The organism is Allofournierella massiliensis (assembly GCF_964241245.1).
GTDB classification, from domain to species: domain Bacteria; phylum Bacillota; class Clostridia; order Oscillospirales; family Ruminococcaceae; genus Allofournierella; species Allofournierella massiliensis.
In genome coordinates, this window is record NZ_CAXSWZ010000022.1 from 17,427 (window position 1) to 41,370 (window position 23,944).

Consider the following 23,944-nt stretch of genomic DNA (forward strand, 5'->3'; position numbering starts at 1 on the left):
AGAAAATTGCCCCGCGTCTCCTATTTATTACACAGGAAGGAGTATATGACATGAACGACAACAATACGAAAACGATGTACGAAACCGTGCCTGCGGCCGCAGAACTGAACAAGGTGCCGGGCTTTGACCCGCTCAAGTTCCTCCGCCGCACCAAGGACACCCTGAAGCTGGATCTGCCCTACCAGAAACTCTGGTTCCGCATGGCCCATCCCAACGGCCATATGCGTCTGACGGCGCTACGGATCACGGAGCAGATGGCGATTTTTGAGGCCAAGGTGTTCCTGGATCGCAGTGACGCGGAGCCGTTCAGTATGAGCACGGCCCAGCAGACTACCCAGGACAGCCGCGACTTCGTGAAAGCCGCCCAGAATGAGGCGCTGAGCCAGGCCCTTACGGACGCCGGTTTTGGCATCCAGCTGATCAGCGCCGGCGCCCAGGCCGATCTGATGGAGAAAAGCGCCGGAGCGTCTGTCAAAAAGGCCGCAGAACCGCCTGCCGGGCCGGCGGCATGCACGACACCGCCGCAGAAGCCCCACAGCGCCCCGCAGAAAGGCGATACGCCTGCCGAGGGGAAATCCCCTGCCCGCCCCGTTGAAACGCCGCAGAGGGCGTTTAAGGGCGAAAAGGCGGCAACAGCGACAACGGCCCCGCCGAAGGAAAACACTGCTTCGGAACCGGTGAAGCAGCACCTGCCGGTGGAGCCGGCGAAGAAATTCGATACGCTCCCGGTTGACGCTTCGCCAAAGACGGAACAGCCGGCGGCTGAAAATGAACAGGCGGATGAATTGCCCGTCCGCGGCAATGTAACGGAGCTGCCGGTCCAGCACACGGAGGAATCCGAACCTGCCGCCGAGCCGCTGCAGCCCGAAGATGGCGCTGCCGGAGCGGTGGATACCCCCTCTTACACGAAGGACACGCCTATGGAGGATATTCTGCAGGTCATGACGCTGGAACAGGCCCAGCAGGTCATCGTAGACGATGGCATCTGCAAGGGTATGACGATTGCCCAGGTGGCTGAGAAGCGGCCTGTCAATCTGCGGTATTACCTGATTCCGGGCAAGAGCAAGAACAACATGGTCCGCGCTGCCGCCCAGCTGGTTTTGAATTCGCTTCAAAAGGCCGGCTGATATGGCCGCCGGCGAGGGCATGAAGGGAGGAATGGCAGATGGGCTCGTACCCGGATGAATTTCCCTTCGGTATCATGGAAGTTGTGGAACTGCTGCACCTGCGGGTCAGGCGCCAGCAGGCAAACAGCGTCTATGTGGACTGCCCGTTCTGCGGCGACCGCCGCGGGCGGATGAATGTCAATTTCGTCAAAAATGTCTGGCGGTGCAATCACTGTGACGAACATGGCGGAATGCTGGCGCTGTACGCAAAACTCAATCACACGACGACCTCTGACGCTTATTGGGAGATTGCAGAAGCTCTGTGTGACAATACCCATGAGGAACACGCACGCTCCGGGAATGAAGCCCAACAGCAGCCGGTCAGCACCGGGTCCCCATCTCCGGGGGCCCGGGCGGCCGCTGCAGGTCATTCTTCTTCCGAGCGAAAAACTGTGCCGCAGTCGGACAAAGCCAGCCCGGCCGAGATCCATCAGACCCTATCCCTGCTGCTGGCCCAGCTTACGCTGCGGCCGGCCCATCGGGAACATCTGCGCTCACCAAAGCGCGGGCTGTCTGATGAACAAATCGAGGCGCTGGGCTTTAAGAGTACCCCGCCGCCCTTCTTATGCCGCTCTATCACGGACCGGCTGATCAGGCAGGGATGCAGGGTGCAGGGCGTACCCGGATTTTACCGGGACGACAGCGGCCATTGGACAATGGCGTTTTATAAGAAGACCTCCGGCATCCTGATCCCCGCCATAGGTTTTGACGGCCGGCTGCAGGGATTTCAGATCATGCTGGATGTGCCGCTGAAACACAAAGATGACCCGCCGGAGAAACCGGGGGCCAAGTACATCTGGTTTTCCTCTTCCTCGAAGACAGACGGGACAGGCTCCGGCAGCCCGGTACATCTGATCGGTGACCCATCCGCCCGGGTGGTCTATGTGATCGAGGGGCTGCTGAAAGCAGATATTTCCCATTGTCTGACCGGGCGCACCTTTGCCGCGATTGCCGGGGCCAACAACACCAGCCCGCTGGACCCATTGTTTGCCCTTTTGGCGCAGAACGGCACGGAGGAAATCATTGAAGCCCACGATATGGACAAGTACAACAATCAAATGACGATGGCCGGGGCGTCGAAAATTTACCTGACGGCCCGGAAGTATGGCATGAACTGCCGGAGGCTGACCTGGAATCCCAACTATAAGGGATTTGACGATTGGCAGCTGGCACTTCGCCGGGAAAATCAACGGAGAAAGGAGATCGATAGACTTAGTTTTAAGGCGCAGTACCTCCGCGGCTTGTGTGAGCTGGCGCATATTGAGGACTGCATCGAACTATGGCAGCACCTGGCTGAAAACAAGACCTGCCTGACGGAATATCTGGGCTTGACCAGAGAGGAACATGAAACCTTCCTGCGGCAAGGCAGGGATGCCCTCGGCGCCCTGCTGGAACCCCAGCGGCGGAAACAGAGGTTTGTGCTTTATCAGCTGGAACTGGACGAGCAGAAAGCCATCCCATTTGCTTTCAAGGAACTTGCGGCGTTACAAAAGGCCGGCTATGAACAGCCGCCCGCCGCCATGTACCGCATGGTCGGGGCTGGCGAAGTCTACTGCCCGGTGGAACAAAGCGACGCAGAGATTTTGAAGCGCCTGTTTGCAGACTGCCGGGAGGAACTGCCGGAAGGCTGCCACGGGCGGCCAATGGCGCTCTCTGATGTAGTAGAACTGGACCATTCTCCACGAAGGGTCTACTACTATGTCAATGGGGAGCATGAATTTCCGCAGGTCAAGTTTTCACCCATGCTTGCCAAAAAGGACATCAAAGAAGGGACATAAAGAGGCTTCAATGGTTGTTGTAAATGAGACGAAGAGAGGGCAGCTTCTGGCGCTTCTGGAACAATGCGCCCATCTGAACGCTGATGTGCGGCCCCGCACGGATAAGGGATATTTTACGGTGACGGTTCCGCCGCCGTGGAATGGACCGGCCCAGCGGAAAGCCCAGGAGGTGCAGGACAGGATCAAAAAATGGTCGGAGCAGTATCCCAATGTGATATGTTACTGTTTCGACAGCTTCAGCACACTACTCTATGTGCTGTGACACAGGTAAACGATGGCATGGAACAGGTTTTATCCTGATCCATGCCATTTTTGTCAACGGAAAGGAGTTTATTATGGGATATTTTTCGGAAATGTCGCTGGATATGCAGGAAGGCCGCAAACCGTCTGCCGCCTCGCTCACCCGCGAGTGCGCTTTTGAGGACGGGGAGAGCTTTGACGAGCTGCCGGTTCCGCCGGCTGACCGTCAGCCTGCACCGCCTGCCGCAGAGCCGGCGCCGCAGCCTGCTTTTGAGGACGACGGGGATTTGGATGAGGCCCCGGAAGAGCTGGAACAGCCTGACGAGGCCGAGTCTCCCGCAGAAGAAACCGATGAGGAGGACAATGCCGATGAGGGTCAGACGGAGCCTGCCAAGGCCGATACCCCCACTGTGGACGCTGACGAGGAAAAGCGCTGCGCCGAGCATGAGGCCGCCGAAGCCAAACGGAAGGCTGAGTGGGAGGCAAAACAGGCGGAAAAGAAGAAGGCCCTGCAGGAGCAGATGGACCGCTTGGCCGCCATGAGCGATGATGAGGTGGTGGCTGCCTCCATGCAGCGGGTCAGCGGCGATGTGGAAAAGCTGACCCGGCGCAATATGAAGGAATGCGTGTCGGAGTATATCCAGACCAAGTGCCTGGAAGACCCGGCATTTGCCCGTCTCACCATGCACCCGAAGAAAACAATGGTCCACTGCTTCCAGTACATCAGCCGCAAGGCATGGGAGTACATTCAGGACGAATTGAAAGCAAACGGCATCCAGCCGGGACAGGGCAGCCAAGGGTATGGCTGCGATATTCCGGATGATTTGTGCTATCAGTGGTCCGAGGATTACTTCCGTGATGCGGATGCCAAGGAGGATCAGGAGGAGGAAGAAAAGTTTGTCCCCCGCCCCTACTATGGCAAGTCTTCCGTGAAGTCCTCCAAGAAAAAGAAAGCCGAGAAAAAGCCTGCCGAGAAGAAAAAGCCGGAGCCCAAGCCGGCGCCGGAAAAGGAGCCTGCTGCCGACGGCCAGATGTCGCTGATGGATTTTGGCATGGCAAAGGCCGGCTGAGGAGGCAGAGTATGATTGCGTATAAAGGTTTTCGGCCCGGCATGATCTGCATTGGCTATCAGTTTCAGATGGGCCTCAATGTGACTGAAAAGGCCAACTGCCGCCAAAATGGATTCCATTGTGCGGAGGACCCGCTGGACTGCCTGAGCTATTACGGCGATGTAGACCATTCAGAATACTACATCGTCAACGCCGGCGGGGACATCGACGAGGACGAAGTGGATTCCAAGATCTCCTGTACCGAGCTGACTGTCCTTAAACGGCTGACGAAAGAAGAACTGTTCCTCCACGGCCTTGCCTTTATGGCAGACCACCCCAAGCGGAAGTGGAACGAACATGTACGGAAGGACAAAGCTGAAGCATGGAGCGGCTATGCGGCAGTCCGCGGCGCCGATCCCATAGCCAAGGGCAGCCGGAAGGGTGATGTATTGGCCTTTGCCAAGGAGGACCCAGCCACCGGCAGCATCCAGCAGATCGTGGTGGCTACCATTGATGGAAAGACGCTCCTGCCGAATGTCTGGTATGGTGCGAATCTTGAAAGAAGGACGGTGAACTAAATTGAAGAAATCCATGCTTCTGGCGATGCCGATGCTGACGGCATCGCCGGAGATGAAAGAAGTGGCGATAGCGGACGAGCCCAAGAAGGAAAAAACTTACTGGGGCCATACGCGCATGATCCGCAAGTATCGTTTGTATATGAACTGCGTGATCCAGGACGGCATCCTCAAAGCGGCCTTCTACTTGCCTGATCACTTGCGCCTGGATGGGGACAAGCCCGCCTATGAGGTGTTCCTTGACAAAGAAAATCGCCAGTTTCTCACCTATGACCATTTAGAAAAGAAATGGCGTGACGCGAAACTGGATCGGCTGGAATGGCCTGGTGATGCTTACTACACCACATGCTGGGCTGGCAAAGAGGACGAGGATCTGGTGCAGGCATATTTTTCCGGCGAGCGCGGTGGCGCCCTCGGCATTCTCGATTTTCAACGGAATGTGCGGGATGAGCAGCTGGATCGGCGCCACAAACGGATTACCGACCCGTGGGACCAGGATCTGGCGCAGGTTCCGGAATTGCCGAAAGATTGGAGGCGTTGGGCCGACAAGGTGGCCGTGCGGGAAAATTTTATATTTTACCACTACAAGCGCGGCGGCGCAAAAACCGGCTACTGCACCTTCTGCGGGAAGGAGGTGCCCATTTCCGGGCACCCCTACCACAACAAAGAGGGACGCTGTACCCGCTGCCGGCATCCTGTGGTGTTCAAGGCATTGGGACGCGCAGGCTATTTCCAAACAGATAAGTATTATGCCTATCTGATCCAGCGGTGCAAGGATGGTTTTGTTATCCGGGAATTCTGGGCGAACAGGACCTACCGAAAGGACAGGCTGCCACACAGCGAGCCTTATTGGCATGAGTTCCGGCGTTCGATTTATGACCACAGCGGCGAGGTCCGTTCCTATTACTGGGGAATGTACTGCCAGCGGGAAACACGGTGGATCGCAGGGAGCCCTTGCTATTACTCCTATGCTGGCGATCAGGCCGGCCGGGTGTACGGGAAAACTTTGCCCAGTCTGGAGAAAAATGAACTTCGCCATACCGGCTTGGCCGAGTGGATACGCAGCCATCCGGACACCGACCCCGAAAAATATCTGGCGGTTTGGAAACGGCTTCCCCAGATGGAGCAGATTTGGAAAGCTGGACTTCCCCGGCTGGCAGCGGAGTGCTTCCGTTTCTGCGATAATGTGCGGAAATTGGTGCTGCATCCGGACGAGCCGGGATTGATCCGCGCTTTGGGCCTGGACGCCCAGAAATTCCGCCGCCTGCGCCAGTTGGACGGAGACACAGAGACCTTGGCCTGGCTGCAGCTTGAAAAAAAGACGGGCCAGCGCATACCTGATGAAATGCTGCATTGGTTCCAAAAGGAACGGATCAGCGCAAAAGATCTGCTGTTTATTGCAGACCGCATGAGCCTGGTTCAAATCAAAAATTATTTGCAGCGGCAAAAACAGTATTTTGATGGCAGCTGCCAGCAGGCGCTGACCACCTGGCAGGACTATCTTGCTATGGCAGAACGGCTGCACTATGACACCAGTGATGAGATCGTCTACCGCGTACGCAAACTGCGTCAGCGGCACGATGAGCTGGTTCTCCAGAGTGAAGCTGGGAGTCTGGAGGAACAGGCAGAGAAAATGGCGGCGAAATATCCCCATGTCGATGCTATCTGCATGGAGCTGCAGAAAAAATATGCCTACACCGATGAAGAATACACGGTGATCGCGCCCCAAAACATCTTCGAGATCATCAAAGAGGGGCGGATGCTTCATCACTGTGTCGGCAATGATGGCGCCGGCGAGCGGTACTATGACCGCATGGAACGCCGGGAAAGCTTCATCATGTTCCTACGCCGGACGGAGGAACCGGAAGACCCCTATTACACGCTGGAAATCGAGCCGGATGGTACCGTGCGGCAGAAGCGCACCCTGTTTGACCGTCAACATGAGGACATCGAACAGGCGACGGAATTTCTGCTCAAATGGCAGAAGGTCATAGCGGCCCGCCTTACCGGCCGCGACCTGAAGCTGGCTGAGCGGAGCCGTGAGCTGCGGAAGGAGGAATTCATCCAGATGCAGAAAGACCGTGTGATCATTCACACCGGGCATCTTGCCGGCCATCTGCTGGCAGAGGTGCTGCTGGCCGATTTGATGGAAAATACGGAAGTCATGCAGCCGCAGGCACTCCCTGCTGCCGCGTGAGACAGGTTCAACGGCCGGGCGTCCTTCGGGGCGTCCGGCCCACTTTATAGAATGGAGGTCTTAGATGGGGAGAAAACGATTTGAGTACGAGATACGCGGTTACAGGTATGCGCCTGAGAGTTTCCGGGCTTTTAAAGGATTGCCGGGGCAGAAAATGGAGCAGATCTCGTTGTCAGGTGAACAGCGTCGGAAAATGGGCTATCTCTGTATGACCCAAGGCGGCAAGGCGGGTGTAGCCTATGTAAAGCACATCGAGCGGGAGCGGGAACACAAGTGCCGGCGGTACATGACCTATGGCTTTCTTCTCAAAGACGAGCCGCATCGGTATGTGTATTGCTCCAATCTTCGGTGCAGAGAGAGTGACACGCCCAAAGAGCGCCTGCGTATCCTGCGCCTCTACCGGGAACATCTGGCCCAGAACGACGGGCGTATTGAACAGAGTACCGAATGTGAGTTTGACGGAAATTTCCGCCCGGTTCATGTGCGGAAAAATTATGTGGTTGCCGACTTGAGCCGGCCGGTTGTGGTCTGGCTCTATGCGGCGTGAAAGGAGAAAAAATGAAACAGCTTGGCAATTTGGCCGTGGTCTGCGCCCAACGCCCTGATGTGCTGATGCAGATTTATGGCAGTGAGGTAAGCGTTCATGTGGGAGAAGGACCGGAACGAGCCGTCCTCTCCACAAAATGGGATGATGATGAGACGATCCAGAGCATCATCCGGGAACTGAATTTTGGGCGGTATGCTTCTGATAGCCAGAGGCGCAGAAAGGAGGGTGCCGCATGATCAAAAATCTCAATCAGCTCAAGCGCGCACTGCGGCCAGGCGTGCGTCTGGAAGTTACCGGCCATTGCCGCCCTTCCTGCATCGGGCAGCTGCGGGAGGTCACATGGGTCAACACCCAGGGATTTTACACTAAAACGCTGAACCCGCCTGATCCCCGAATCAATGCGGGAAATGACGGACGCGGCGCCATCCTCTGGTGGGGGGCCGCGCGTACCTGGGAATTTGAAGATGGGGTGTGCAAGTCGTACACCTATGGTGAACATACGGCGGAGACGCTGATTATGGCGTTCCGTGTTTTAGAAGAGGAGGCGGCCTGATGGACCAGAATTTGATGAAAAGGCAGCGGGAACTGACCGACCGGCTCAACCGCTACCGCAATGAGTATTACAACCTCAACAGCCCCAGCGTCAGCGATGCTGTCTATGACCGGCTGTTTGAGGAACTGCAGGCCCTGGAAAAACAAACGGGCATCCAGATGGCGAACTCGCCCACCAGCACCGTGGGCTACCCGGCGGTCAGCAAGCTGGAAAAAACGAATCATCCGATCCCGCTGCTGTCCCTGGACAAAGTGAAGAATACGGAGGAATTGTGCCGCTTTATGGGTGAGCATCAGGTGATGTTCATGCTCAAACTGGACGGCCTGACCATCAAGCTGACCTATGAGGGCGGCAAGCTGGTGGAGGCGGCCACCCGGGGCGACGGCGATGTGGGAGAGATCGTGACCCACAATACCCGCGCCATCAGCGGAATTCCGGCAAATATCCAATACGAAGACCGTCTGGTGGTCACCGGCGAGGCGTTCATCCGCCCCAGCGACTTTGAGCAGCTGAAAACCACTCTGGTGGACGGCGACGGGAAACCCTATAAGAACGGCCGCAACCTGGCGGCTGGCTCGGTACGGCTGTTTGACGCCGGGGCCTGCCTGGGACGGCGCCTGATGTTCATGCCGTTCAATGTGCTGGAGGGTATGGAGGAAGTGCCCCGCAAATCGGAGCGCCTCAAGGCGCTGCGGCCACTGGGCTTTCTGCCCTGTAAGTACATGATCACCAAGCGTCCTCTGACGCAGGAGGAAACCGAGGACGGTATCCGGCAGCTCAAGCAGTATGCGGCAGACGCCGATATTCCCATCGACGGTATCGTTATCACCTACAACGACATCGCTCTGTCCAAAAGCTGCGGGCGCACAGGCCATCATTACAAGGACGGCCTTGCTTTCAAATTTGAGGATGACTTGTTCCAGACAAAACTCCAGACGATTGAATGGACGCCTGGCCGCACCGGCGAGATCGCCCCGGTTGCCATTTTTGAGCCGGTGGAGATCGACGGCTGCGAGGTGTCCAGAGCCAGCCTGCACAACCTGTCCTTTATCGAGGATCTGGAATTGGCGCCGGGCTGCCGTATCCTGGTGAGCAAGCGGAACATGATCATTCCCCATGTGGAGGAAAACCTGGACCGGGGCAATTTTTCCCTGGATGCCGTGATCCCACACCAGTGCCCCTGCTGCGGGGAGCCGACCAGAATCCACGAAACCAAAGGCCGCGGCGAAGACGGCGAGGAACGGATCATCAGGACCCTGTTCTGCGACAATGCCGCCTGCGAAACCCGGCGCCTCAAGCAGTTCGTCCATTTTGTGAGCAAAAAGGCCATGAACATTGAGGGCTGTCGGAGGGAACGCTGGAAAAGCTGATCGGCCGCGGCTGGATTCACAGCTATCTGGACATCTACCGCCTGGACCAGCATAAGGACGAGATCATCCGGATGGACGGCTTTGGTGAAAAATCCTGGCAGCGCCTTTGGGACGCCATCCAGCAGAGCCGCAACACCACTTTCGAGCGGTATGTCATCGCTATGGACATCCCGATGGTCGGCAATACCGCCAGCAGAGCCCTTTGCCGGGAATTTCACGGCAGCCTGGATGAATTCCGGGATGCCGTCTATGGAGGCTATGACTTCCGGCAGCTCCCGGACTTTGGGGAGACGCTGCACAACAACATTCAGGAATGGTTCAACGAGGAAGAAAATTTCTGTATTTGGGAGGAATTGCAGATGATGATGAACATTCAGAAACCGGCGGAGACCGACAACCAGACCGTCAATCCGGACAATCCCTTTTCCGGCAAGACCATTGTGGTGACCGGAAAGGTTGAGCCCTACACCCGCGACGAGATGAACAGCCTGATTGCCTCGCTGGGGGCGGTGGCCGGCAGTTCGGTGACCCGCAAGACCGATTACCTGGTCTGCGGCGAGAAGGCCGGCAGCAAGCTGTCCAAGGCACGGGAACTGGGTATTACGGTGCTGACGCCGGAGGAATTTTTCCGCATGGCCAATGTGGCTTAATTCGCCGGGCCATCGAAGTTTGACAATGGGGAGAGGGCTGTCTGAGGCCCTCTCCCTATGCTTTTTATGGGAGGATACGCTAATGGAGAAACACTATTTTGTCCCCGTTGTCAATCGCGTTTACACCAACCGCAATGACAAGCAATACCGCTGCACCGGCTTTGTGGAGGGCAGCTGCCCGTGGGAAACGGTAGCCTATTTTACAAGGCTGTCCGACGGCTGGAGCCTGGCCGCACACGGCCCCCAAATCTATGAAGACGGGACGATTGAATGGAACTATTCTACCGGCGGGCATTGGCCGCAGTAAAAAGGAGGGAAATGTTGTGAACCAAGAAATCATACCGGCATACAGTGCCTACCAGAAGGTCATTGACCTTACGCTGTATCATGCCTTTGCGGAACTGATCGTACAGATGGCGCAGGACGATGAGGTGAGAATCCTTTACCGTCAGCAGGAAGTGAGACAGATCTGGCAGAGAGATCAGAATGTTTCCGGCTATTTTGAAACTTACAGCCTGCGTTACCCCGGTGAAGTATTGGAGCGGTTCGAGGAAAAGCTGGGCACGGATATGCGCATTCTCCGCGCTCTTGCACTGGCCCTGGGCTACACCCGCCAGTGTCAGGCTGACACAATGTTTGTAGGCAATCAGCGAAATGATTTCATTCAGAAACTTCGCAGGACTGCCGGGACAGATGTTTACCTGCAAGGTGCGCTCTATCTGCTGGAAACCGACGCTCCCCAGCGCCGCGCACGGCTGGATGCACTGGCCGCCAGAGAATATGCAAGGACGGAGGAGGCGCTGTTTGTGCTCTCCCTGTTTGACGACCCGGAGGCTGGCTATCAGGCCATGCGGCCGCAGTTGACGCGGCTGTTTGGGCCGGACCGGACGCTCTCTCTGGAATGGGACTTTGGCGTGCTGGAATGGTTCATCCGTTTCTATGCCGAAGAGGCAAAACGCTATCGCGGCAAGACCGACCTGGTGGTGCGGACACTGCTGAAGCTGCCCTATATGAACATGAAACCGGACAGCCGGGAATTTTCGATTCTGCTTACTGCCGGGTACAGCATGGAAGAGATCACGCTGGCAAATTCCCTGGCGGTGTGGGCCGACCGGATACCGGGCCGGCTTTTGTCCAAAGGGATCACGGCGGAAAAGATTGCAGCGGCCTGTGTCCGTATGCTGCTGAACTGTCCGGATGGACAGCCGGAAGAGATCTATGCGTACATCGGCTGGCTGTTCCTGGTTTACCAGAAATTTGAGGTCAAGTACGAGGGGTATCAGGATCTCTGGGCGGCCATCCAGATGGGACTTGCACCCACAGCGCCCCGCACCATCCTCTGGATGAACAAAACGGTTAAAAGACAGTTTTCCTATCGCTTTGATGTATTCAATCCGCGATACGACATTTTGGCAAGCGGGCTGAGTAAGGGAGAGTATGCGGAACTGTTTACCGAGCAGATGCTCCGCTCCCGTGCGGCGATCCCGCTGCGGCGCTGGCTTACGCGGTATCAGGCATTGACTGGTGCGGAGTATATTGAGTATTTTAACGAGCGCCATTGGCATACGCTTCGCAGCTTCGCTTTGCTGGTGGAGCGGAAGGAGATCGATTTGTGGCAGTTTTTTGAGCAGCACAAGGAGGACGGGACTCGTGCCCATCCGCTGGAGCTTTTACAGGAATACGCGCTGAAAATCTCCAGCTGGAGGTGCTTCCGGTTCGCGCAAAAACTGTTCAGCCAGTACACCTTTTCACAGCTTCAAGGGATTTTTGGAAACGGCTTTTATTTCCACAAAGGTTTCATCCGGGAGGAGGGCTATTACAGCAGAAAGTCATACAGATTATCTATGGACCGTCCGTTCCTTACGGCGGAGCAGCACCGGGAGATTTATGACTGGATCGATGCCTCCTTCTTTCAGACGGAGCCGGAATACTATGATTCGTTTGTCCTCTGTGCCCTAAAGGCCCCGGAGGTGCAGCGCATCTATGACAAACCGCTGCTGGCGGCTGTACTGCGGCAGCTTCTGGCCCGTGACGCCTGCAATGGTTACGAGGCGGAGCAGTTAAAGGAACGGTTCTATTCCAAGGAAGAAATGGAGGCCGAGCGAAAAGCCGCAGCTGAACAGGAAGAACAGGAAAAAGAGCGCCAACGGCAGCAGGAGGTCATGGAGCGTCAGGAGAAACTGGCAAGGTGCTATGATGGCAGCGCGGAATCCCTTGTCCAGTTCATGCGCGGATATTATTATGGCGAGGACAGGAAAGCCGCACTGGATATGGTCTATGAAAAACTGCTGGAATGGCCGGCAGGCTGCGCCCAGGCCCTTGCAGCGCAGGAAATGCAGAAATTCTTTGAGCTGTGCGGTGGCCTTGTGATATACGAGCCCCGGCCGCGCAGAGAGATATTGGAAATGGTGCAAACCATCGTAGGAGGTGAAGCGGCATGACCAACACATTGAAGCATTTATCCCTGCTCACCCGCATGGAAAACAGCGGCCTGAAACCGAGACTGACGGGAAAATTCCCGGAGGACGCCCTGGATCAGACCTGCGAGCGGGTGGAAACTTTTCAATTACAGGACAGGCTCCGTGCCGGAGACGACAATGCGCAGATTCAGAAGGAGCTTGTTCGGACGCCGGAATTTGCCATGCTCTACCGGGCGTTGTGCGACCATGCGGCAAATGATGAAGCGATCACCAGTATGCTTCAGTCGGCTGCGGCCTGCGGGGAGCAGCTGACGCAGTATCCCCAAGAGTGGGTGCTGGCAGCGGCGGTCACAGATCTTCCTCCGTCCCTGCGGCTTTATTACATGAAATTTTACCTGCCGTTTATCAAGTATGAGGAAGAAGAACAGGCCATCATCGACAACCTCAATGCCTTCCCGGCCGCAGAACGGGAGAAACTGCCCACATTAACAGACGCACAGAGGGACATGATGCGGCAGCCATTTCTCGGCCCGTACCTGTTCAACTGGCACGACGATGAGCACGCGGCGCTGGTACTGCTGGAACAGAACCGGCCGCTCCAGCGGATTCTCACGCTGCTCTACCGGCAGGGGGTGACACTGGCTCTGGACGCGGAACGGATCAAAGACCTTCATTGGGTAGAGATGGCCGATGTGATGAAATTCCGCCGTCTGCTGGCCGCCTTTGAATACGACACCGAAGACCTCGACGCCTTCTTTGAGCAGTGGCTGGAAAATCATGCGGGGCAGTATGACCTCAACTGGTTTATCTCACGCACAGCGCCGTTGGACAAAAAACAGCGGCAGGAGATCCTGCGTAATGACCTGAGCTACCTCAACGTCCTGTACTCCGGCAGGCTCCATCTGGACTTCAGCGCCATCCGACGCCATCAATTCCCCATCCTCACTTATGCGGTACAGCATGGGAAGAAGCATTTTCTGGATCTGGTGAGCGAGCACAGCGAGCTGTTCCTTTCGCTGGGACGGTATGCGCTGCTGTTTGAGGACAAGTTCTGTGAACACTGCAACCTCAACAGCCTCACGGCCAGGAACCTGCAGGCGTGTGACACCGTAGAGCGCGGCAGCAGCTACTTCGACCTGTTGGAAGATGGCAGGCAGTACACCTTTGAGGAAATGTGGCTGTTGTGGCGGAAGGATGAAATCTATGTCCGGCTCTACGCCATGCTGACGCCCCTTTCCGTGGACAGGCGCCTGCTTACCCTCCGCCAGCTGTTGAAATATGGGCTGGTCAGCCGCCACATGGAAGACCAGGAACTGGAACAGCTTGCCCGGTGCCTGCTGGAAAAGCCGTTCAGTGAGTGGTATCGGGGTACTTTTGGACACATCCGCAGCCTGACCCGGCGGACGGCCATGCGGCTGCTGCAGAGGTATGAGCAGCTGCAGGTGTTCATCCCGGAGCTTCAATCTGAGGCGGACGCGATCTTTGCGCTCAACAATGAGGCGGTGATTGCCGGACAGAAGAACTGGGCGCAGGTTCGCGCCTCTGTTTTGACGATGGACCAGGACTGGCTCGATTTGAAACAGAGGTTTTCCTTTACCGATGAATTTGTGGAGCAGCACAGGGAGCCGGTCACCAATTTCCTGCTGCGCGGCGGCAGTGCAATGGTGCGCTCTCTATACGATTACCTGCAGGGCAACGACAAGGCTATCGAGGCCCTGAGAAGGATCGTACAGGCCGAACTGATGGGCCAATTCTATGCGTTGAAATATTTTGCCGACGACTTGCAACGGGAGATCCGCTATCCCATCAGCGAGGTGCAGGAGGCAGCTTGGAAACGCAATCTCACGCTGGAGCGGGGGCCGTTCTCTGCGGAAGAGGCGGATGATTTCTACTTTACGATGCGGCTGGGCGAACTGCCCCACAGCACCTGCCTCTCCTGCTGGACGGGGAGCCAGAGGGACTGCCTGCTGGCGGCCTTCGACTCCAACAAGAAGATGATCTTGATTTGGAAAGGTGAAGACATTGTGGCCCGCGCCTGCATCCGGCTGACGAAAGGGGCGTTCCAGAGGCCCGCGGACTTTGATTTCTCCTTTGCCGATCTGGCACAGGAACAGCCGGCGGACAAAATGGGAGCCGGCGATGAAATGCTGATCCTGTTTTTGGAGTGCATTTACACTTCCGGTTTGAACGATGAAGAAGCGGAAACCGCAATGAGGATGGCCGTCTCCCTGGTGACGCAGAAAGCGGCGGCCATCGGCGCCGTCGCCGTGCTGGCGAGGTGCTATCAGGGCTGCTATGACCGCGATCAGTATGTCGGCAGCCAATTCTATGTGTATATCTCCAAGTCCAAAAATGGACAGCAGTATCTGGATTCTATGGGAGGCGCCGCGGTGACTTCCCATAAAGAGCAATATACGGGGGCTGTTTTCCTCGTAGAACAGGCGGCGATGCGCATGACAGCGCCGCAGAAGGAGGATGAATCTTATGAATGACCGCACAATGGCAAAAGTACGGTGTGATAAGGAACTCTTGTCGATCCGCACGGTGTCCTGGGGGAGAAAATCCCCTTTCTGGTTTGCTATCCTGCGCAGCGAGCTTCAGCAGCTGGAGCAGCAGCCCAAAAACCGGCTGATTTCCAGTGACTGCGGTTCCTTTGCCGTTCTGTGGCTGACGCAGGGACCGGATGGCATGAAGATGCTGGAGATCCGGTTCACCTGGCTTCGGGAAGATTGTACTGGCGGCGTACAAGGGTGGAGCGAGACGATCCGGCTGCCCTATGAGCCATTCCATGCCTTCGTGGAAAGCGGAGAGGATATGGATGGCGCAGAGTGGCGCCACCTTTCCGTTCCGGAAATGCTCATGCCTCGTTATGAGTTCCACAGCCGGAAAAATCTCCATGAGGTTGCCCGGCGCCCCGTTCTCCGGCGCAAGCTGGGACGAGTCCTGGGGCGGCATTTCCAGTGGCGCGGCACAGAAAAGATCGTCATTTATGATGACGGCCAGCCTTACAGCTTCTTTTTTGAAGAATACACGCCTTATGGTAGAGGAATTTGCGGCGGCATCATCCTGAATAGCGCCGAGGACTTGGCAAAGGCCCAGTACAGCGTACATACCTAAACAGTACGCTGATTTCGTGTAACAAACGCAGCGCCGCCGGGCAGAGGGATTTTCCTTCTACCCGGCGGTATTTTTGCGTTTCTATTGATAATAGCGTCATGCTGGCTCTCTTTGTTTTTCTACCGGAAAATAGGGCTGAACTATCAATGATGGAATCATTTTCAAGCATTGGTTGGTTGGCTCTGCTACTTCTTTTACAAATCCATTTTCTCAATCTTGCGAATACCAATGTGTGTAAACAATATCCCCACACAAATAGCATAAATAGAAAATAGTATTGTGGAGAACATGAATTGTGAGTTGTTTGAGGAAGCTGCAACGATATAGTGTAATGGCGAAAGGTATTTTATTCCATCTATATAAGACATCAAATTCATTATGATATACAGAATCATATACACACCCACGCATACAAGAGTTTTCAGCTTTGTTGCCATTAGCATTACAAGAAAAATCGTTGTTAACCAAAATATGCAGTTACAAACGATTTGCACAATTTCCATACCCACATTACTATCATAGAATATGCCGCTTGCAACTTTAGGATTGTGAATAAGCACAGCATAGTAAAATGCGATACTCGTTAAAACCAGTAAAATGTCTATGAATACGGAAAAAATCAACAGTGCTAATTCCTTGCCTCCATAAATCAATTTTCGGATACCAATACGATTTACATACAAGCGGATACTCTTATTCTCAATTTCTGACGCTAAACTTCTTCCAACGATTGCAGATAAAATCACATTGAAAATGAACATAGACTGGCTCATCTGAAACATTGCACTGGCAAAGCCTATGGCTGTTATATTGCCTGCGCCCGTATATGTGATAACATCTGAATTAGAAGCTAAACCAACGGAATATAAAATTGGCACAAGCAAAATTGTAAACATGAGCCACGAATCTTTTCTTTGGAATAGTTTTTTTAATTCTACTTTTGTGATAATTGCAAGAGTGTTCATTCTTATCCCTCCATTCCAAACAGGCTTTTGAGATTATTTTTCTGGACAGTGAAACCACAAATATAATGCCCTTTTTGCAGCAATATCTTCTGAATATCTATAATAAGTGTTTCGTCCTGAAACATAATCTTATCCTCAAAGAAACGCAATTCGCCACATTTTTCCATAAGTGACCGCTTTATATCATCAGAAATCGTACATTCGATCTTGACGGTATAGGTCTGCTTATGTTCGAGGGGTTGGTCTAACTGCTTATTGCCTTTTGAAATCATAACCACTCTATCGCAAATTTCATCTACATCATCTAAATCATGGCTTGAAAATAATACCGGCACATTTTGGTTATGTGCCATATCCAAAATGGTCCGTTTGAAAAGCTCCTTGCCGATTGGATCAAGGCCAACAAAGGGTTCATCTAAAATTAGGAAGCCGACTTCTGTAAGTAAACACTGACATAGACCGAGCCGCTGCTTCATACCAAAAGAAAATTCTTTTACTTTCTTTTTACGGCTGCTATAAAGTTCTGTCTTTTCCAGCAGTTCCTTAATCCGTGTGTCCTGTTTTTGGTTAGTCAGTTGCGAAAGCAACCGTAGGTTTTCTTCCGCAGAAATATAATCCAAAAACTGCGGTTCAATCAAAACGCCAAATTCCCGTGTTATCAATGGGGTTGCAACGATATTTTTCCCTTTATACTGCACTTGACCGGCACTTGGTTTGCAGTATCCGCAAATGATATTTAATAGCGTTGTTTTTCCAGCACCATTCTCTCCAATCAGTGCAACAATTTCGCCCGGACATATATCCATAGAAAAATCATTCAAGGCGATTTTATCTCCATACCTTTTCGTTACATTTTGCACTTGTAACAAATAGTCTTTTCCCATGCCTCATACCCTTTCTTAAAATATGGCTATCAATATACAAAGCTAAAAATTAAAACAACCACGACAATCAGAAGAACAGCGGCAATACCGCCTCCGATGATAGCTCCCCATTTTATGATTTTCTTGGCGTTTTCCACATCACTGTATATGGAATTTAGCCTTTCGCTATTTAAGTTTTTTTCCCGCACTTCCTGCACATCAATGTCCTTGACGAGTTCATCTAACGTCAAGCCAAAGAAGTCACTCAACAATACCAACCGTTGAAAATCAGGATAGGACTGGCAGCTTTCCCACTTTGAAATCGTCTGCCTTGTCACATTCAATTCTGCTCCCAGTTCTTCTTGGGATAGTCCTTTGCTTTTTCTTAAAGAAATCAATTTCTCATTAAAATTCATATCCCGCACTCCTTTTTGCTTTTGTGGTGGCTTAATTATAACAAAATCGAGGTCTAACATTCTACCAATAAGGGTTGGAAATCTGTCAACCGCTAATAACATTTGCCCAAAAGAATGCACGAGCGTTAAAATATCATTAGCTGCTTACTGCCATAATAAAAATTGGGGAAAAGTGGGCTGGTATCTATCAATTTTTGTGTGTTGCCTCATGGCAGATGAGCATTTGTGGGAGAAATATCAAAAGGCTTCCCGATGGTGAGAATACGAAGCTGCTGCCAAGCTCTGTCTATTTCGACCTCCTGCTCTTGCGTTTTGACATTCTATATGGTACTCTTTCATCATAAGCACATCCAGTTTATACACAAAGGAAAGGTGATCTTAAAATGGCAGAGTCCGAGAACAAGCGCACGCGCCGTACCCCGCAGGAGAGAGCGGCTGAGATGGACGAAAAAATCGCAAAGATAGACCAGTCCATCAAAGAGCTGGAATTAAAAAAAGAGTCTGTTGTGGCAGAGTATGATGCGAAGATCACCGCAGCCAGAGAACGCATAAAATCTCTGGAGGCCAAGAAACAGGAGATCCTGGCCCCCAAGCCACCCCGCAAGCCTCGTAAGACGAAAAAGCAGAAGATCCAGGAGATCGTTAAGCTGGCAATGAAAAATGGAATGTCGGTAGAAGAGATTGCTGGCCAGCTCCATGTAGAAGTTGAGGACTAAATCCTTTGCGAAATAACAGCAGCGCCGCCCACGGTAGAGCCGGGGTGGCGCTGTTCTGCTATTTTGGTGTGAAGCGGTAGCCGTGGCCCCGGACGGTTTCGATGATGTCAGCCCCCAGCTTACGGCGGAGTTTATAGACCATGCTGGAGATCCCCGTCCAGCTGGCGTCAAAGGAGTCCGCTGCGACGGCCTCATAGATCTGACGGGCGGTGAACACCTGCCCTGGCCGGTAGGCCAGCAGGAGCAGAATATCAAACTCCATCGGCGTAAGGTCCACCGCCTGGCCGGCCTGCAGGACCAGCCTGCGCTGCGGATCGATTTGCAGCGAGCCAAAGAGCAACGGTGCGTCTGCGGAGGCGGCCACCGTGGAGAAGTCTGCGACAGAAGCAAGGGCCGTCACAGTATTCGCAAAGATGGCGTCCTCGCCGTCGCTGAAGGATAAAATTATAAACTTCCCAAGTGGATCACCTCCAATCGTATAGAAAGAAGAAGCAAGTTATGTGGTGCTTATTTTTCCAATGTTATCGGAATTATTTCTTTTCTCATAGCCTGAGAGGTAATAAACACATACAAGAGATAAATAAGTGTAAAAATCAGTAAAGCACTCAAAACCACAAGTGCTATCAATGCGGTCAGATTATCAAATACAGGCACATCATAAGAAGCTACAAAAAGCGTGTGGCTCATTGTTTTTAGCAAGCAACTACCAATGACCAATGCAGGAATAAGAGGCAATGCGAAGTAAAGAAATATATGCTCTCTTAACATTTTTTCGAGAACACCCACCTCAGTTCCCAGCGTTCGCATTACATCATATTGACGCTTTATTGTTTTAACTTCCGTCAAAAGTTGAACAGCAAGTATTACAATGCTAATTATGCCGATAACCAACGACAAGTAGCACAATGGCAAAATGATTAAAATGGCTTGACTGGTAGGCGTACTTGCCAATTTGCCCGTGTAATAATAGTCTCCTTTGTCGAGGATCTTTGTTGTGTATCCGTTTTCCCCAGAAGCAACCACATTGGAATTCAATGGCCTGACTTGTGAAAACGCGTTTTCCAATTCAGACATATCAATCACTGCTTCGGATTGAACAACATAGAGGCTGTATATGGCCTCCATATTTTCGATATAGTGATCCGGGACAACGATTACAAAATCTTGGCCGTTGCCATATCCGCCATACTGTGAGAACGCCTCGGTAAAAATATCCTTGCAAACCAGAGAGCCTTTTTCAATCTGCAAATTTGTAAATGTATCTTTCAGATATGGCAGACAATGAATGATGTATTGTTCTTCTGACAATGATATTTGAGGCAGGCCCAACATTGCCCGTAAATTACAATAATCACTATATTTCATAAAGGCATCGTATTGGTTTTCTGCAATAACATAGTCATTGACTGATACGGTTTTTCCTACCTTATTCCAGTATTCTGTTAAGGCACGATTCCTAATGTCAGTAAATTGTGTGCTTTTATCTGTATATAAGCAATAGGAGTATTGGCTGTCTACATCAATGTGTTCATTCAAGAATGAGGAATATTGGTTATAATCACCGTCCTCATCTGCATGAACAATCGCAAGGTCGAATGGCTGCAAAACAACTGCTTTCTCCATGACCTGATAAAAAGCATTTGTCATACCGATACAAACGATGGTGCAGGTGAATAAGATTGAGATAACACCCAATGAGAAACTCATTTTGTTGGATTTTGAAAGGAACATTCGTAAGGTAACTAAACGACTTCCTTTGTATTTCCAGTTCCGAGATTTATTGAACATTTCGTGTATGATATAAATAAATCCTCGAAAGAAGCACAACAGGCCTAACATTGCCGAAACTGCACCTGCGGTAATGCTTGCCACTGTCTGTTTTGTTCCCGCAAACGAATAGAAACTTACAATGAGCATTACCACGGAAATCAGCAAAAACATGAAGCCAGTTTTAGATTGATGTTCACGAACACTACTGTTATTCCGACTGTAGTTCAACAGATCTATCAATTTAACCTTTTGCACTTTTCTATTCGTCTTAACCAATGCGATGATATAGACAATACAAAATTCGACACAAGTCAGGCCAACTGCTTTTATAGAAAGAAACTCTAACAACGCTTCTTGAAAGTGGAGTAAGTTTGAAACAAAACTTTCTAATATTTTAGAAACCAAAATTCCAAAGCCAAACCCCACGATGATGGCCGCAAGGCCCAAAACAGCATTTTCCCGAAATATCATTTTGCAAATATCGCTTTTTTCAACACCCAATACCATATAGGTGCTAATCTCCTTGCTGCGGCGCCGCAAGATGAAGTCCATCATGTAGCTGATAAACCACCCAAGCGCAAATACAACAACGGCAGAAAAAAGGGTGGCAATCACGCCAATGTCACCGTTTCCACTTTCAGCAAATAAACGAAAAAGCTGCTGCATAGTGCGGGAAACAATAAGAGAATTGAACGCATACATAAGGGCAACAACGCCGATAAGGGAAAACCAAAAAATCTTGTATTCACTTAACTGCCGTTTCATATTACGATGTGAAAGACTTGCCAGCATAATTTCAATTCCCTCCCATCATGGTGAGGACATCCAAAATCTTGTTAAAGAAAGTCCTGCGAGAATCGTTGCCTTTGCGAATTTCCGTGAAAATCATGCCGTCGCGCAAAAAGAGAATACGATTTGCGTAGCTTGCAGAAAAGGCATCGTGCGTGACCATTAGTATGGTCGCCCCCAGCGTTTCATTGATGCTCTGGATAGTGGAGAGCAGCATTTGAGATGAATGGCTGTCCAGTGCGCCGGTGGGTTCATCCGCCAGAATCAACCTGGGGTCGTTGATGATGGCTCTGGCGCAAGCGCACCGCTGCTTCTGGCCGCCGGACACCTGATAAGGGTATTTATCCAGAATATCCGTGATGTTCAGTTTTTCAGCCATTTCCCGCACCTGCCCGTCGATCTCGCCTGCGGGAACCTTGTTGATAGTCAGCGTCAGAGCGATGTTTTCGGAGATGGTCAGAGTGTCCAGCAGGTTAAAGTCCTGAAACACAAAACCCAAGTTTTCCCGACGAAACCGGGCAATCTGTTTTTCATTTATCTCTGTCACATCGGTTCCATCCAGATAGATATGTCCTGCGCTGACTGTATCAATGGTGGAAATGCAGTTGAGCAGGGTGGTCTTGCCGGAGCCGGATGCGCCCATAATTCCTACAAATTCTCCTTCTTGAACGGAAAAGCTGATGTCTTGAATCGCCTTTGTGACATTCCCGCCATTCCCGTAATATTTCTGGATGTGTTCCAGCTTCAAAACTTCTTTCATAGTATTATCACCTCTGCTCCTATTGTAAAATAATACGAGCGCCGTTTGTATCAAGTTTTCTTACAAAGTTCTAACAGAAATGTAAGAAGTGCAGAGCCTATCAGCCCTGCACCCTGGTCACAAAATCGTTGATATGGAAGGAAAGCGAAATGGTAGTTCCTTTTCCTTCGGAATTTGCACAAATACCTATTCCCAGCTTTTCACATAGCCGCTTGCATAGGTACAAACCAATTCCGGTGGACTGATGAACAATACGCCCGTTCTGACCGGTAAAGCCTTTTTCAAAGATGCGCGGCAGGTCAGCGGGAGAAATCCCGATCCCATTATCCTCCACCATAAGAACCACCTGATCCTGCTGCCTGCAGGTGGAAAAGCGGAGAACCGGCTGCCCGGCCCGGTACTTGACCGCATTGGCAATCAGTTGGTTTAGGATGAATCGCACCCATTTTTCATCAGAATAAACCGTATCCTGTATTTCCTCAACTTCCAGACGCATACCACTTTGGAGCAACAAGTATTTGTTGTCCGCAATCGCCTGATGCACTATTTGGGCCAGAGCTATTTCACGAACGGAATAATCCTTCTCGGTATATTCGCTGCGGGCGAAATAAAGCGCCTGTTCCGTAAAACGGTTAGTCTTTTCGAGTTCCAACAGCAGTTCCTTTGTCCAGTCTGTCCGATGGTTTTCGCACAGCAGCTTCATGGCAGTGATGGGCGTTTTAATCTCGTGTATCCACTGCTCGATGTACTCTTTGTATTCAAGGCGCTCCCGCTTAACTTCGCTGATCTGCTCCAGCATAGATTTCCCGGCCATTTTCAAAAGCCGATAGTAGACCTGATCCTCCGCCTGCTCCGGCAACTCCATTACTTCGGAAATGAGATAGCGTTCAGAAAGCTGGCCGGCCATGTCCAGAAGCTGCCGCATCTGCCGGTCCCGTTTCCAGTAAGTAAGAAACAGACCTGCCAGCAGAACCAACGCCCACACCACCAAAATCAGCAACACCGCCGCGATGGAAATATCACATACCAGCAGAAACACTGTGAGCGCCACCATGCAAATCAGGTTAGTCAGCAGGAATGGAATTCGATTTTTCCAATATCGACTACGGTTCATATCGTGTACCCCTGCCGGTGCTTCGTCTTGATGAAATCAGTCAGGCCGATACCCGCCAGCTTCTCCCGGATACGGTTGATGTTGACACTCAGCGCATTGTCATCCACATAGAGCTGGTTATCCCATAAAAATTCCACCAAATCCCCACGGGAGCAAATTTTCCCTGCATTTTTGAACAGATAATAGAGGATTTTCAGTTCATTCTTGGTCAGCTCCACACTCTGACCATCATAGTCCAGACTGCTGGCTTCCAAGTGTAGTACTGCACCTCCATAAGCCATTTGCTCACTCTGCAGCACCGGATACGCGCGTTTTAGTAGAGAAGCAATTTTTGCCAGCAGGATTGCTGTGTGATAGGGCTTTGTAATGAAGGCATCCCCGCCCAGCATAATGCTGTTGAGTTCATCCATGTCCGTGTTGCTGCTGGTGACAAAAATAATCGGCAAATCAGAGAAGGTCCGGATTTGTGAGCAAATATCAAAGCCGTTGTTTCCTGGGAGTTTTATATCCAGCAGAACCAAATGGGGAGCAAAAGTTTTTACCTGCTCAATCACTTTGGAAAAGTCTGAAACCACATCAACCTCATAGCCGTTGCCGGATAGCAGATTTTTTAATTGCGTTTGTATAGTAAGATCATCTTCGACAATGAGTATCCTTTGTTTCACAAGGTCACCTCCACATATCTTTTATTATACCTGATAAAGAAGGGTTTCTCAATCCACATTACAGGTACAAGAAATGCAAAAAGTTTCTTAATTGGTTAATCGATGAAGAGAAAAGAAGGCAAAGCAGCGCCGCCCCGGTAGAGCAAAGGCGGCGCTGCACTTCTATTTTGGTGTGAAGCGGTAGCCATGCCGCACGAAAACATAGGCCTCAAAAAATATGCCTT

24 protein-coding genes are annotated in these 23,944 nt (G+C 51.9%); 16 read left to right on the forward strand and 8 right to left on the reverse strand.

Features of this window, described 5'->3' with window-relative positions:
* The first annotated feature begins 50 nt into the window (after window positions 1-50).
* The 15 genes from ACESYO_RS11590 to ACESYO_RS11660 all read left to right on the forward strand — a co-directional run bounded on the left by ACESYO_RS11590 (window position 51) and on the right by ACESYO_RS11660 (window position 15,662).
* On the forward strand, window positions 51-1,127 hold the full coding sequence (locus ACESYO_RS11590) for a hypothetical protein (protein ID WP_373210079.1): 1,077 nt from the start codon (window positions 51-53) through the stop codon (window positions 1,125-1,127).
* 38 nt (window positions 1,128-1,165) lie between these two features.
* A complete protein-coding gene (locus ACESYO_RS11595; RefSeq protein WP_373210078.1) occupies window positions 1,166-2,944 on the forward strand; it encodes a YodL domain-containing protein in 1,779 nt (592 codons plus the stop codon).
* A gap of 10 nt (window positions 2,945-2,954) precedes the next feature.
* The gene (locus tag ACESYO_RS11600) at window positions 2,955-3,206 is read left to right on the forward strand and encodes a hypothetical protein (protein ID WP_058963802.1); all 252 of its coding nucleotides are present in this window, start codon (window positions 2,955-2,957) and stop codon (window positions 3,204-3,206) included.
* A gap of 73 nt (window positions 3,207-3,279) precedes the next feature.
* Window positions 3,280-4,254 (forward strand): Cas9 inhibitor AcrIIA9 family protein, encoded by a 975-nt coding sequence (locus ACESYO_RS11605; RefSeq protein WP_373210077.1) that lies wholly within the window; start codon window positions 3,280-3,282, stop codon window positions 4,252-4,254.
* A gap of 11 nt (window positions 4,255-4,265) precedes the next feature.
* Window positions 4,266-4,811, forward strand: coding sequence for a DUF7666 domain-containing protein (locus ACESYO_RS11610; RefSeq protein ID WP_373210076.1), 546 nt, complete (start codon window positions 4,266-4,268; stop codon window positions 4,809-4,811).
* A gap of 25 nt (window positions 4,812-4,836) precedes the next feature.
* Window positions 4,837-7,005, forward strand: a complete 2,169-nt coding sequence (locus tag ACESYO_RS11615; RefSeq protein ID WP_373211278.1) for a PcfJ domain-containing protein — start codon at window positions 4,837-4,839, stop codon at window positions 7,003-7,005.
* A gap of 64 nt (window positions 7,006-7,069) precedes the next feature.
* Window positions 7,070-7,552 (forward strand): hypothetical protein, encoded by a 483-nt coding sequence (locus tag ACESYO_RS11620; RefSeq protein ID WP_373211280.1) that lies wholly within the window; start codon window positions 7,070-7,072, stop codon window positions 7,550-7,552.
* Window positions 7,553-7,563: 11 nt separating this feature from the next.
* The gene (locus tag ACESYO_RS11625; RefSeq protein WP_191540398.1) at window positions 7,564-7,788 is read left to right on the forward strand and encodes a hypothetical protein; all 225 of its coding nucleotides are present in this window, start codon (window positions 7,564-7,566) and stop codon (window positions 7,786-7,788) included.
* Window positions 7,785-8,105, forward strand: a complete 321-nt coding sequence (locus ACESYO_RS11630; protein WP_191540397.1) for a hypothetical protein — start codon at window positions 7,785-7,787, stop codon at window positions 8,103-8,105. The genes ACESYO_RS11625 and ACESYO_RS11630 overlap by 4 nt, the downstream gene beginning before the upstream one ends.
* Window positions 8,105-9,475: an NAD-dependent DNA ligase gene (locus ACESYO_RS11635; RefSeq protein ID WP_373210073.1), complete on the forward strand. Its 1,371-nt coding sequence runs from the start codon at window positions 8,105-8,107 to the stop codon at window positions 9,473-9,475. The genes ACESYO_RS11630 and ACESYO_RS11635 overlap by 1 nt, the downstream gene beginning before the upstream one ends.
* A 71-nt stretch (window positions 9,476-9,546) precedes the next feature.
* Window positions 9,547-10,125 carry a BRCT domain-containing protein gene (locus ACESYO_RS11640; protein ID WP_373210072.1) on the forward strand — a complete coding sequence of 193 codons (579 nt, stop codon included), beginning with the start codon at window positions 9,547-9,549 and terminating at the stop codon, window positions 10,123-10,125.
* An 82-nt stretch (window positions 10,126-10,207) separates the two neighbouring features.
* Window positions 10,208-10,432 carry a hypothetical protein gene (locus ACESYO_RS11645; RefSeq protein WP_138373205.1) on the forward strand — a complete coding sequence of 75 codons (225 nt, stop codon included), beginning with the start codon at window positions 10,208-10,210 and terminating at the stop codon, window positions 10,430-10,432.
* Window positions 10,433-10,448: 16 nt separating this feature from the next.
* A complete protein-coding gene (locus ACESYO_RS11650; protein ID WP_373210071.1) occupies window positions 10,449-12,566 on the forward strand; it encodes a hypothetical protein in 2,118 nt (705 codons plus the stop codon).
* A gap of 35 nt (window positions 12,567-12,601) precedes the next feature.
* Window positions 12,602-15,037 (forward strand): hypothetical protein, encoded by a 2,436-nt coding sequence (locus ACESYO_RS11655; protein ID WP_373211282.1) that lies wholly within the window; start codon window positions 12,602-12,604, stop codon window positions 15,035-15,037.
* Complete coding sequence (locus ACESYO_RS11660) at window positions 15,030-15,662, forward strand: hypothetical protein (RefSeq protein WP_373210069.1); 633 nt, start codon at window positions 15,030-15,032, stop codon at window positions 15,660-15,662. The genes ACESYO_RS11655 and ACESYO_RS11660 overlap by 8 nt, the downstream gene beginning before the upstream one ends.
* 194 nt (window positions 15,663-15,856) lie before the next feature.
* Here ACESYO_RS11660 and ACESYO_RS11665 read toward each other — a convergent pair whose 3' ends face one another.
* The 3 genes from ACESYO_RS11665 to ACESYO_RS11675 are packed head-to-tail and all read right to left on the reverse strand — an operon-like array spanning window position 15,857 to window position 17,906.
* The gene (locus ACESYO_RS11665) at window positions 15,857-16,627 is read right to left on the reverse strand and encodes a hypothetical protein (protein WP_373210068.1); all 771 of its coding nucleotides are present in this window, start codon (window positions 16,625-16,627) and stop codon (window positions 15,857-15,859) included.
* 2 nt (window positions 16,628-16,629) lie between these two features.
* Window positions 16,630-17,511, reverse strand: a complete 882-nt coding sequence (locus ACESYO_RS11670; RefSeq protein ID WP_373210067.1) for an ABC transporter ATP-binding protein — start codon at window positions 17,509-17,511, stop codon at window positions 16,630-16,632.
* A 29-nt stretch (window positions 17,512-17,540) separates the two neighbouring features.
* Window positions 17,541-17,906, reverse strand: a complete 366-nt coding sequence (locus ACESYO_RS11675; RefSeq protein ID WP_087272740.1) for a helix-turn-helix domain-containing protein — start codon at window positions 17,904-17,906, stop codon at window positions 17,541-17,543.
* Window positions 17,907-18,289: 383 nt separating this feature from the next.
* Between ACESYO_RS11675 and ACESYO_RS11680 the strand changes: the two genes are divergently transcribed.
* A complete protein-coding gene (locus tag ACESYO_RS11680; protein WP_373210066.1) occupies window positions 18,290-18,622 on the forward strand; it encodes a hypothetical protein in 333 nt (110 codons plus the stop codon).
* A 58-nt stretch (window positions 18,623-18,680) separates the two neighbouring features.
* On the opposite strand, the gene ACESYO_RS11685 is transcribed toward ACESYO_RS11680, so the two are convergent.
* From ACESYO_RS11685 to ACESYO_RS11705, 5 genes are all read right to left on the reverse strand, one after another.
* Window positions 18,681-19,022, reverse strand: coding sequence for a winged helix-turn-helix domain-containing protein (locus ACESYO_RS11685; RefSeq protein WP_373211284.1), 342 nt, complete (start codon window positions 19,020-19,022; stop codon window positions 18,681-18,683).
* A 107-nt stretch (window positions 19,023-19,129) separates the two neighbouring features.
* Window positions 19,130-21,184, reverse strand: coding sequence for an FtsX-like permease family protein (locus ACESYO_RS11690; RefSeq protein WP_373210064.1), 2,055 nt, complete (start codon window positions 21,182-21,184; stop codon window positions 19,130-19,132).
* 4 nt (window positions 21,185-21,188) lie between these two features.
* Window positions 21,189-21,941, reverse strand: a complete 753-nt coding sequence (locus tag ACESYO_RS11695) for an ABC transporter ATP-binding protein (protein ID WP_373210063.1) — start codon at window positions 21,939-21,941, stop codon at window positions 21,189-21,191.
* 100 nt (window positions 21,942-22,041) lie between these two features.
* Window positions 22,042-23,055, reverse strand: a complete 1,014-nt coding sequence (locus tag ACESYO_RS11700) for a sensor histidine kinase (RefSeq protein WP_373210062.1) — start codon at window positions 23,053-23,055, stop codon at window positions 22,042-22,044.
* Window positions 23,052-23,720, reverse strand: coding sequence for a response regulator transcription factor (locus ACESYO_RS11705; protein ID WP_373210061.1), 669 nt, complete (start codon window positions 23,718-23,720; stop codon window positions 23,052-23,054). Before ACESYO_RS11705 ends, ACESYO_RS11700 begins: the two co-directional genes overlap by 4 nt.
* Window positions 23,721-23,944: the final 224 nt, after the last annotated feature.

Bases quoted from the DNA above. Each gene is read 5' to 3' on its own strand.
- ACESYO_RS11595 (WP_373210078.1), top strand. From the start codon at position 1,166: ATGGGCTCGTACCCGGATGAATTTCCCTTCGGTATCATGGAAGTTGTG.
- ACESYO_RS11630 (WP_191540397.1), top strand. From the start codon at position 7,785: ATGATCAAAAATCTCAATCAGCTCAAGCGCGCACTGCGGCCAGGCGTG.
- ACESYO_RS11610 (WP_373210076.1), top strand. From the start codon at position 4,266: ATGATTGCGTATAAAGGTTTTCGGCCCGGCATGATCTGCATTGGCTAT.
- ACESYO_RS11670 (WP_373210067.1), bottom strand. From the start codon at position 17,511: ATGGGAAAAGACTATTTGTTACAAGTGCAAAATGTAACGAAAAGGTAT.
- ACESYO_RS11700 (WP_373210062.1), bottom strand. From the start codon at position 23,055: ATGAACCGTAGTCGATATTGGAAAAATCGAATTCCATTCCTGCTGACT.
- ACESYO_RS11680 (WP_373210066.1), top strand. From the start codon at position 18,290: ATGGCAGAGTCCGAGAACAAGCGCACGCGCCGTACCCCGCAGGAGAGA.
- ACESYO_RS11605 (WP_373210077.1), top strand. From the start codon at position 3,280: ATGGGATATTTTTCGGAAATGTCGCTGGATATGCAGGAAGGCCGCAAA.
- ACESYO_RS11635 (WP_373210073.1), top strand. From the start codon at position 8,105: ATGGACCAGAATTTGATGAAAAGGCAGCGGGAACTGACCGACCGGCTC.
- ACESYO_RS11675 (WP_087272740.1), bottom strand. From the start codon at position 17,906: ATGAATTTTAATGAGAAATTGATTTCTTTAAGAAAAAGCAAAGGACTA.
- ACESYO_RS11655 (WP_373211282.1), top strand. From the start codon at position 12,602: ATGGAAAACAGCGGCCTGAAACCGAGACTGACGGGAAAATTCCCGGAG.
- ACESYO_RS11625 (WP_191540398.1), top strand. From the start codon at position 7,564: ATGAAACAGCTTGGCAATTTGGCCGTGGTCTGCGCCCAACGCCCTGAT.
- ACESYO_RS11600 (WP_058963802.1), top strand. From the start codon at position 2,955: ATGGTTGTTGTAAATGAGACGAAGAGAGGGCAGCTTCTGGCGCTTCTG.
- ACESYO_RS11695 (WP_373210063.1), bottom strand. From the start codon at position 21,941: ATGAAAGAAGTTTTGAAGCTGGAACACATCCAGAAATATTACGGGAAT.
- ACESYO_RS11620 (WP_373211280.1), top strand. From the start codon at position 7,070: ATGGGGAGAAAACGATTTGAGTACGAGATACGCGGTTACAGGTATGCG.
- ACESYO_RS11615 (WP_373211278.1), top strand. From the start codon at position 4,837: ATGCCGATGCTGACGGCATCGCCGGAGATGAAAGAAGTGGCGATAGCG.
- ACESYO_RS11665 (WP_373210068.1), bottom strand. From the start codon at position 16,627: ATGAACACTCTTGCAATTATCACAAAAGTAGAATTAAAAAAACTATTC.
- ACESYO_RS11640 (WP_373210072.1), top strand. From the start codon at position 9,547: ATGGACGGCTTTGGTGAAAAATCCTGGCAGCGCCTTTGGGACGCCATC.
- ACESYO_RS11645 (WP_138373205.1), top strand. From the start codon at position 10,208: ATGGAGAAACACTATTTTGTCCCCGTTGTCAATCGCGTTTACACCAAC.
- ACESYO_RS11660 (WP_373210069.1), top strand. From the start codon at position 15,030: ATGAATGACCGCACAATGGCAAAAGTACGGTGTGATAAGGAACTCTTG.
- ACESYO_RS11590 (WP_373210079.1), top strand. From the start codon at position 51: ATGAACGACAACAATACGAAAACGATGTACGAAACCGTGCCTGCGGCC.
- ACESYO_RS11690 (WP_373210064.1), bottom strand. From the start codon at position 21,184: ATGCTGGCAAGTCTTTCACATCGTAATATGAAACGGCAGTTAAGTGAA.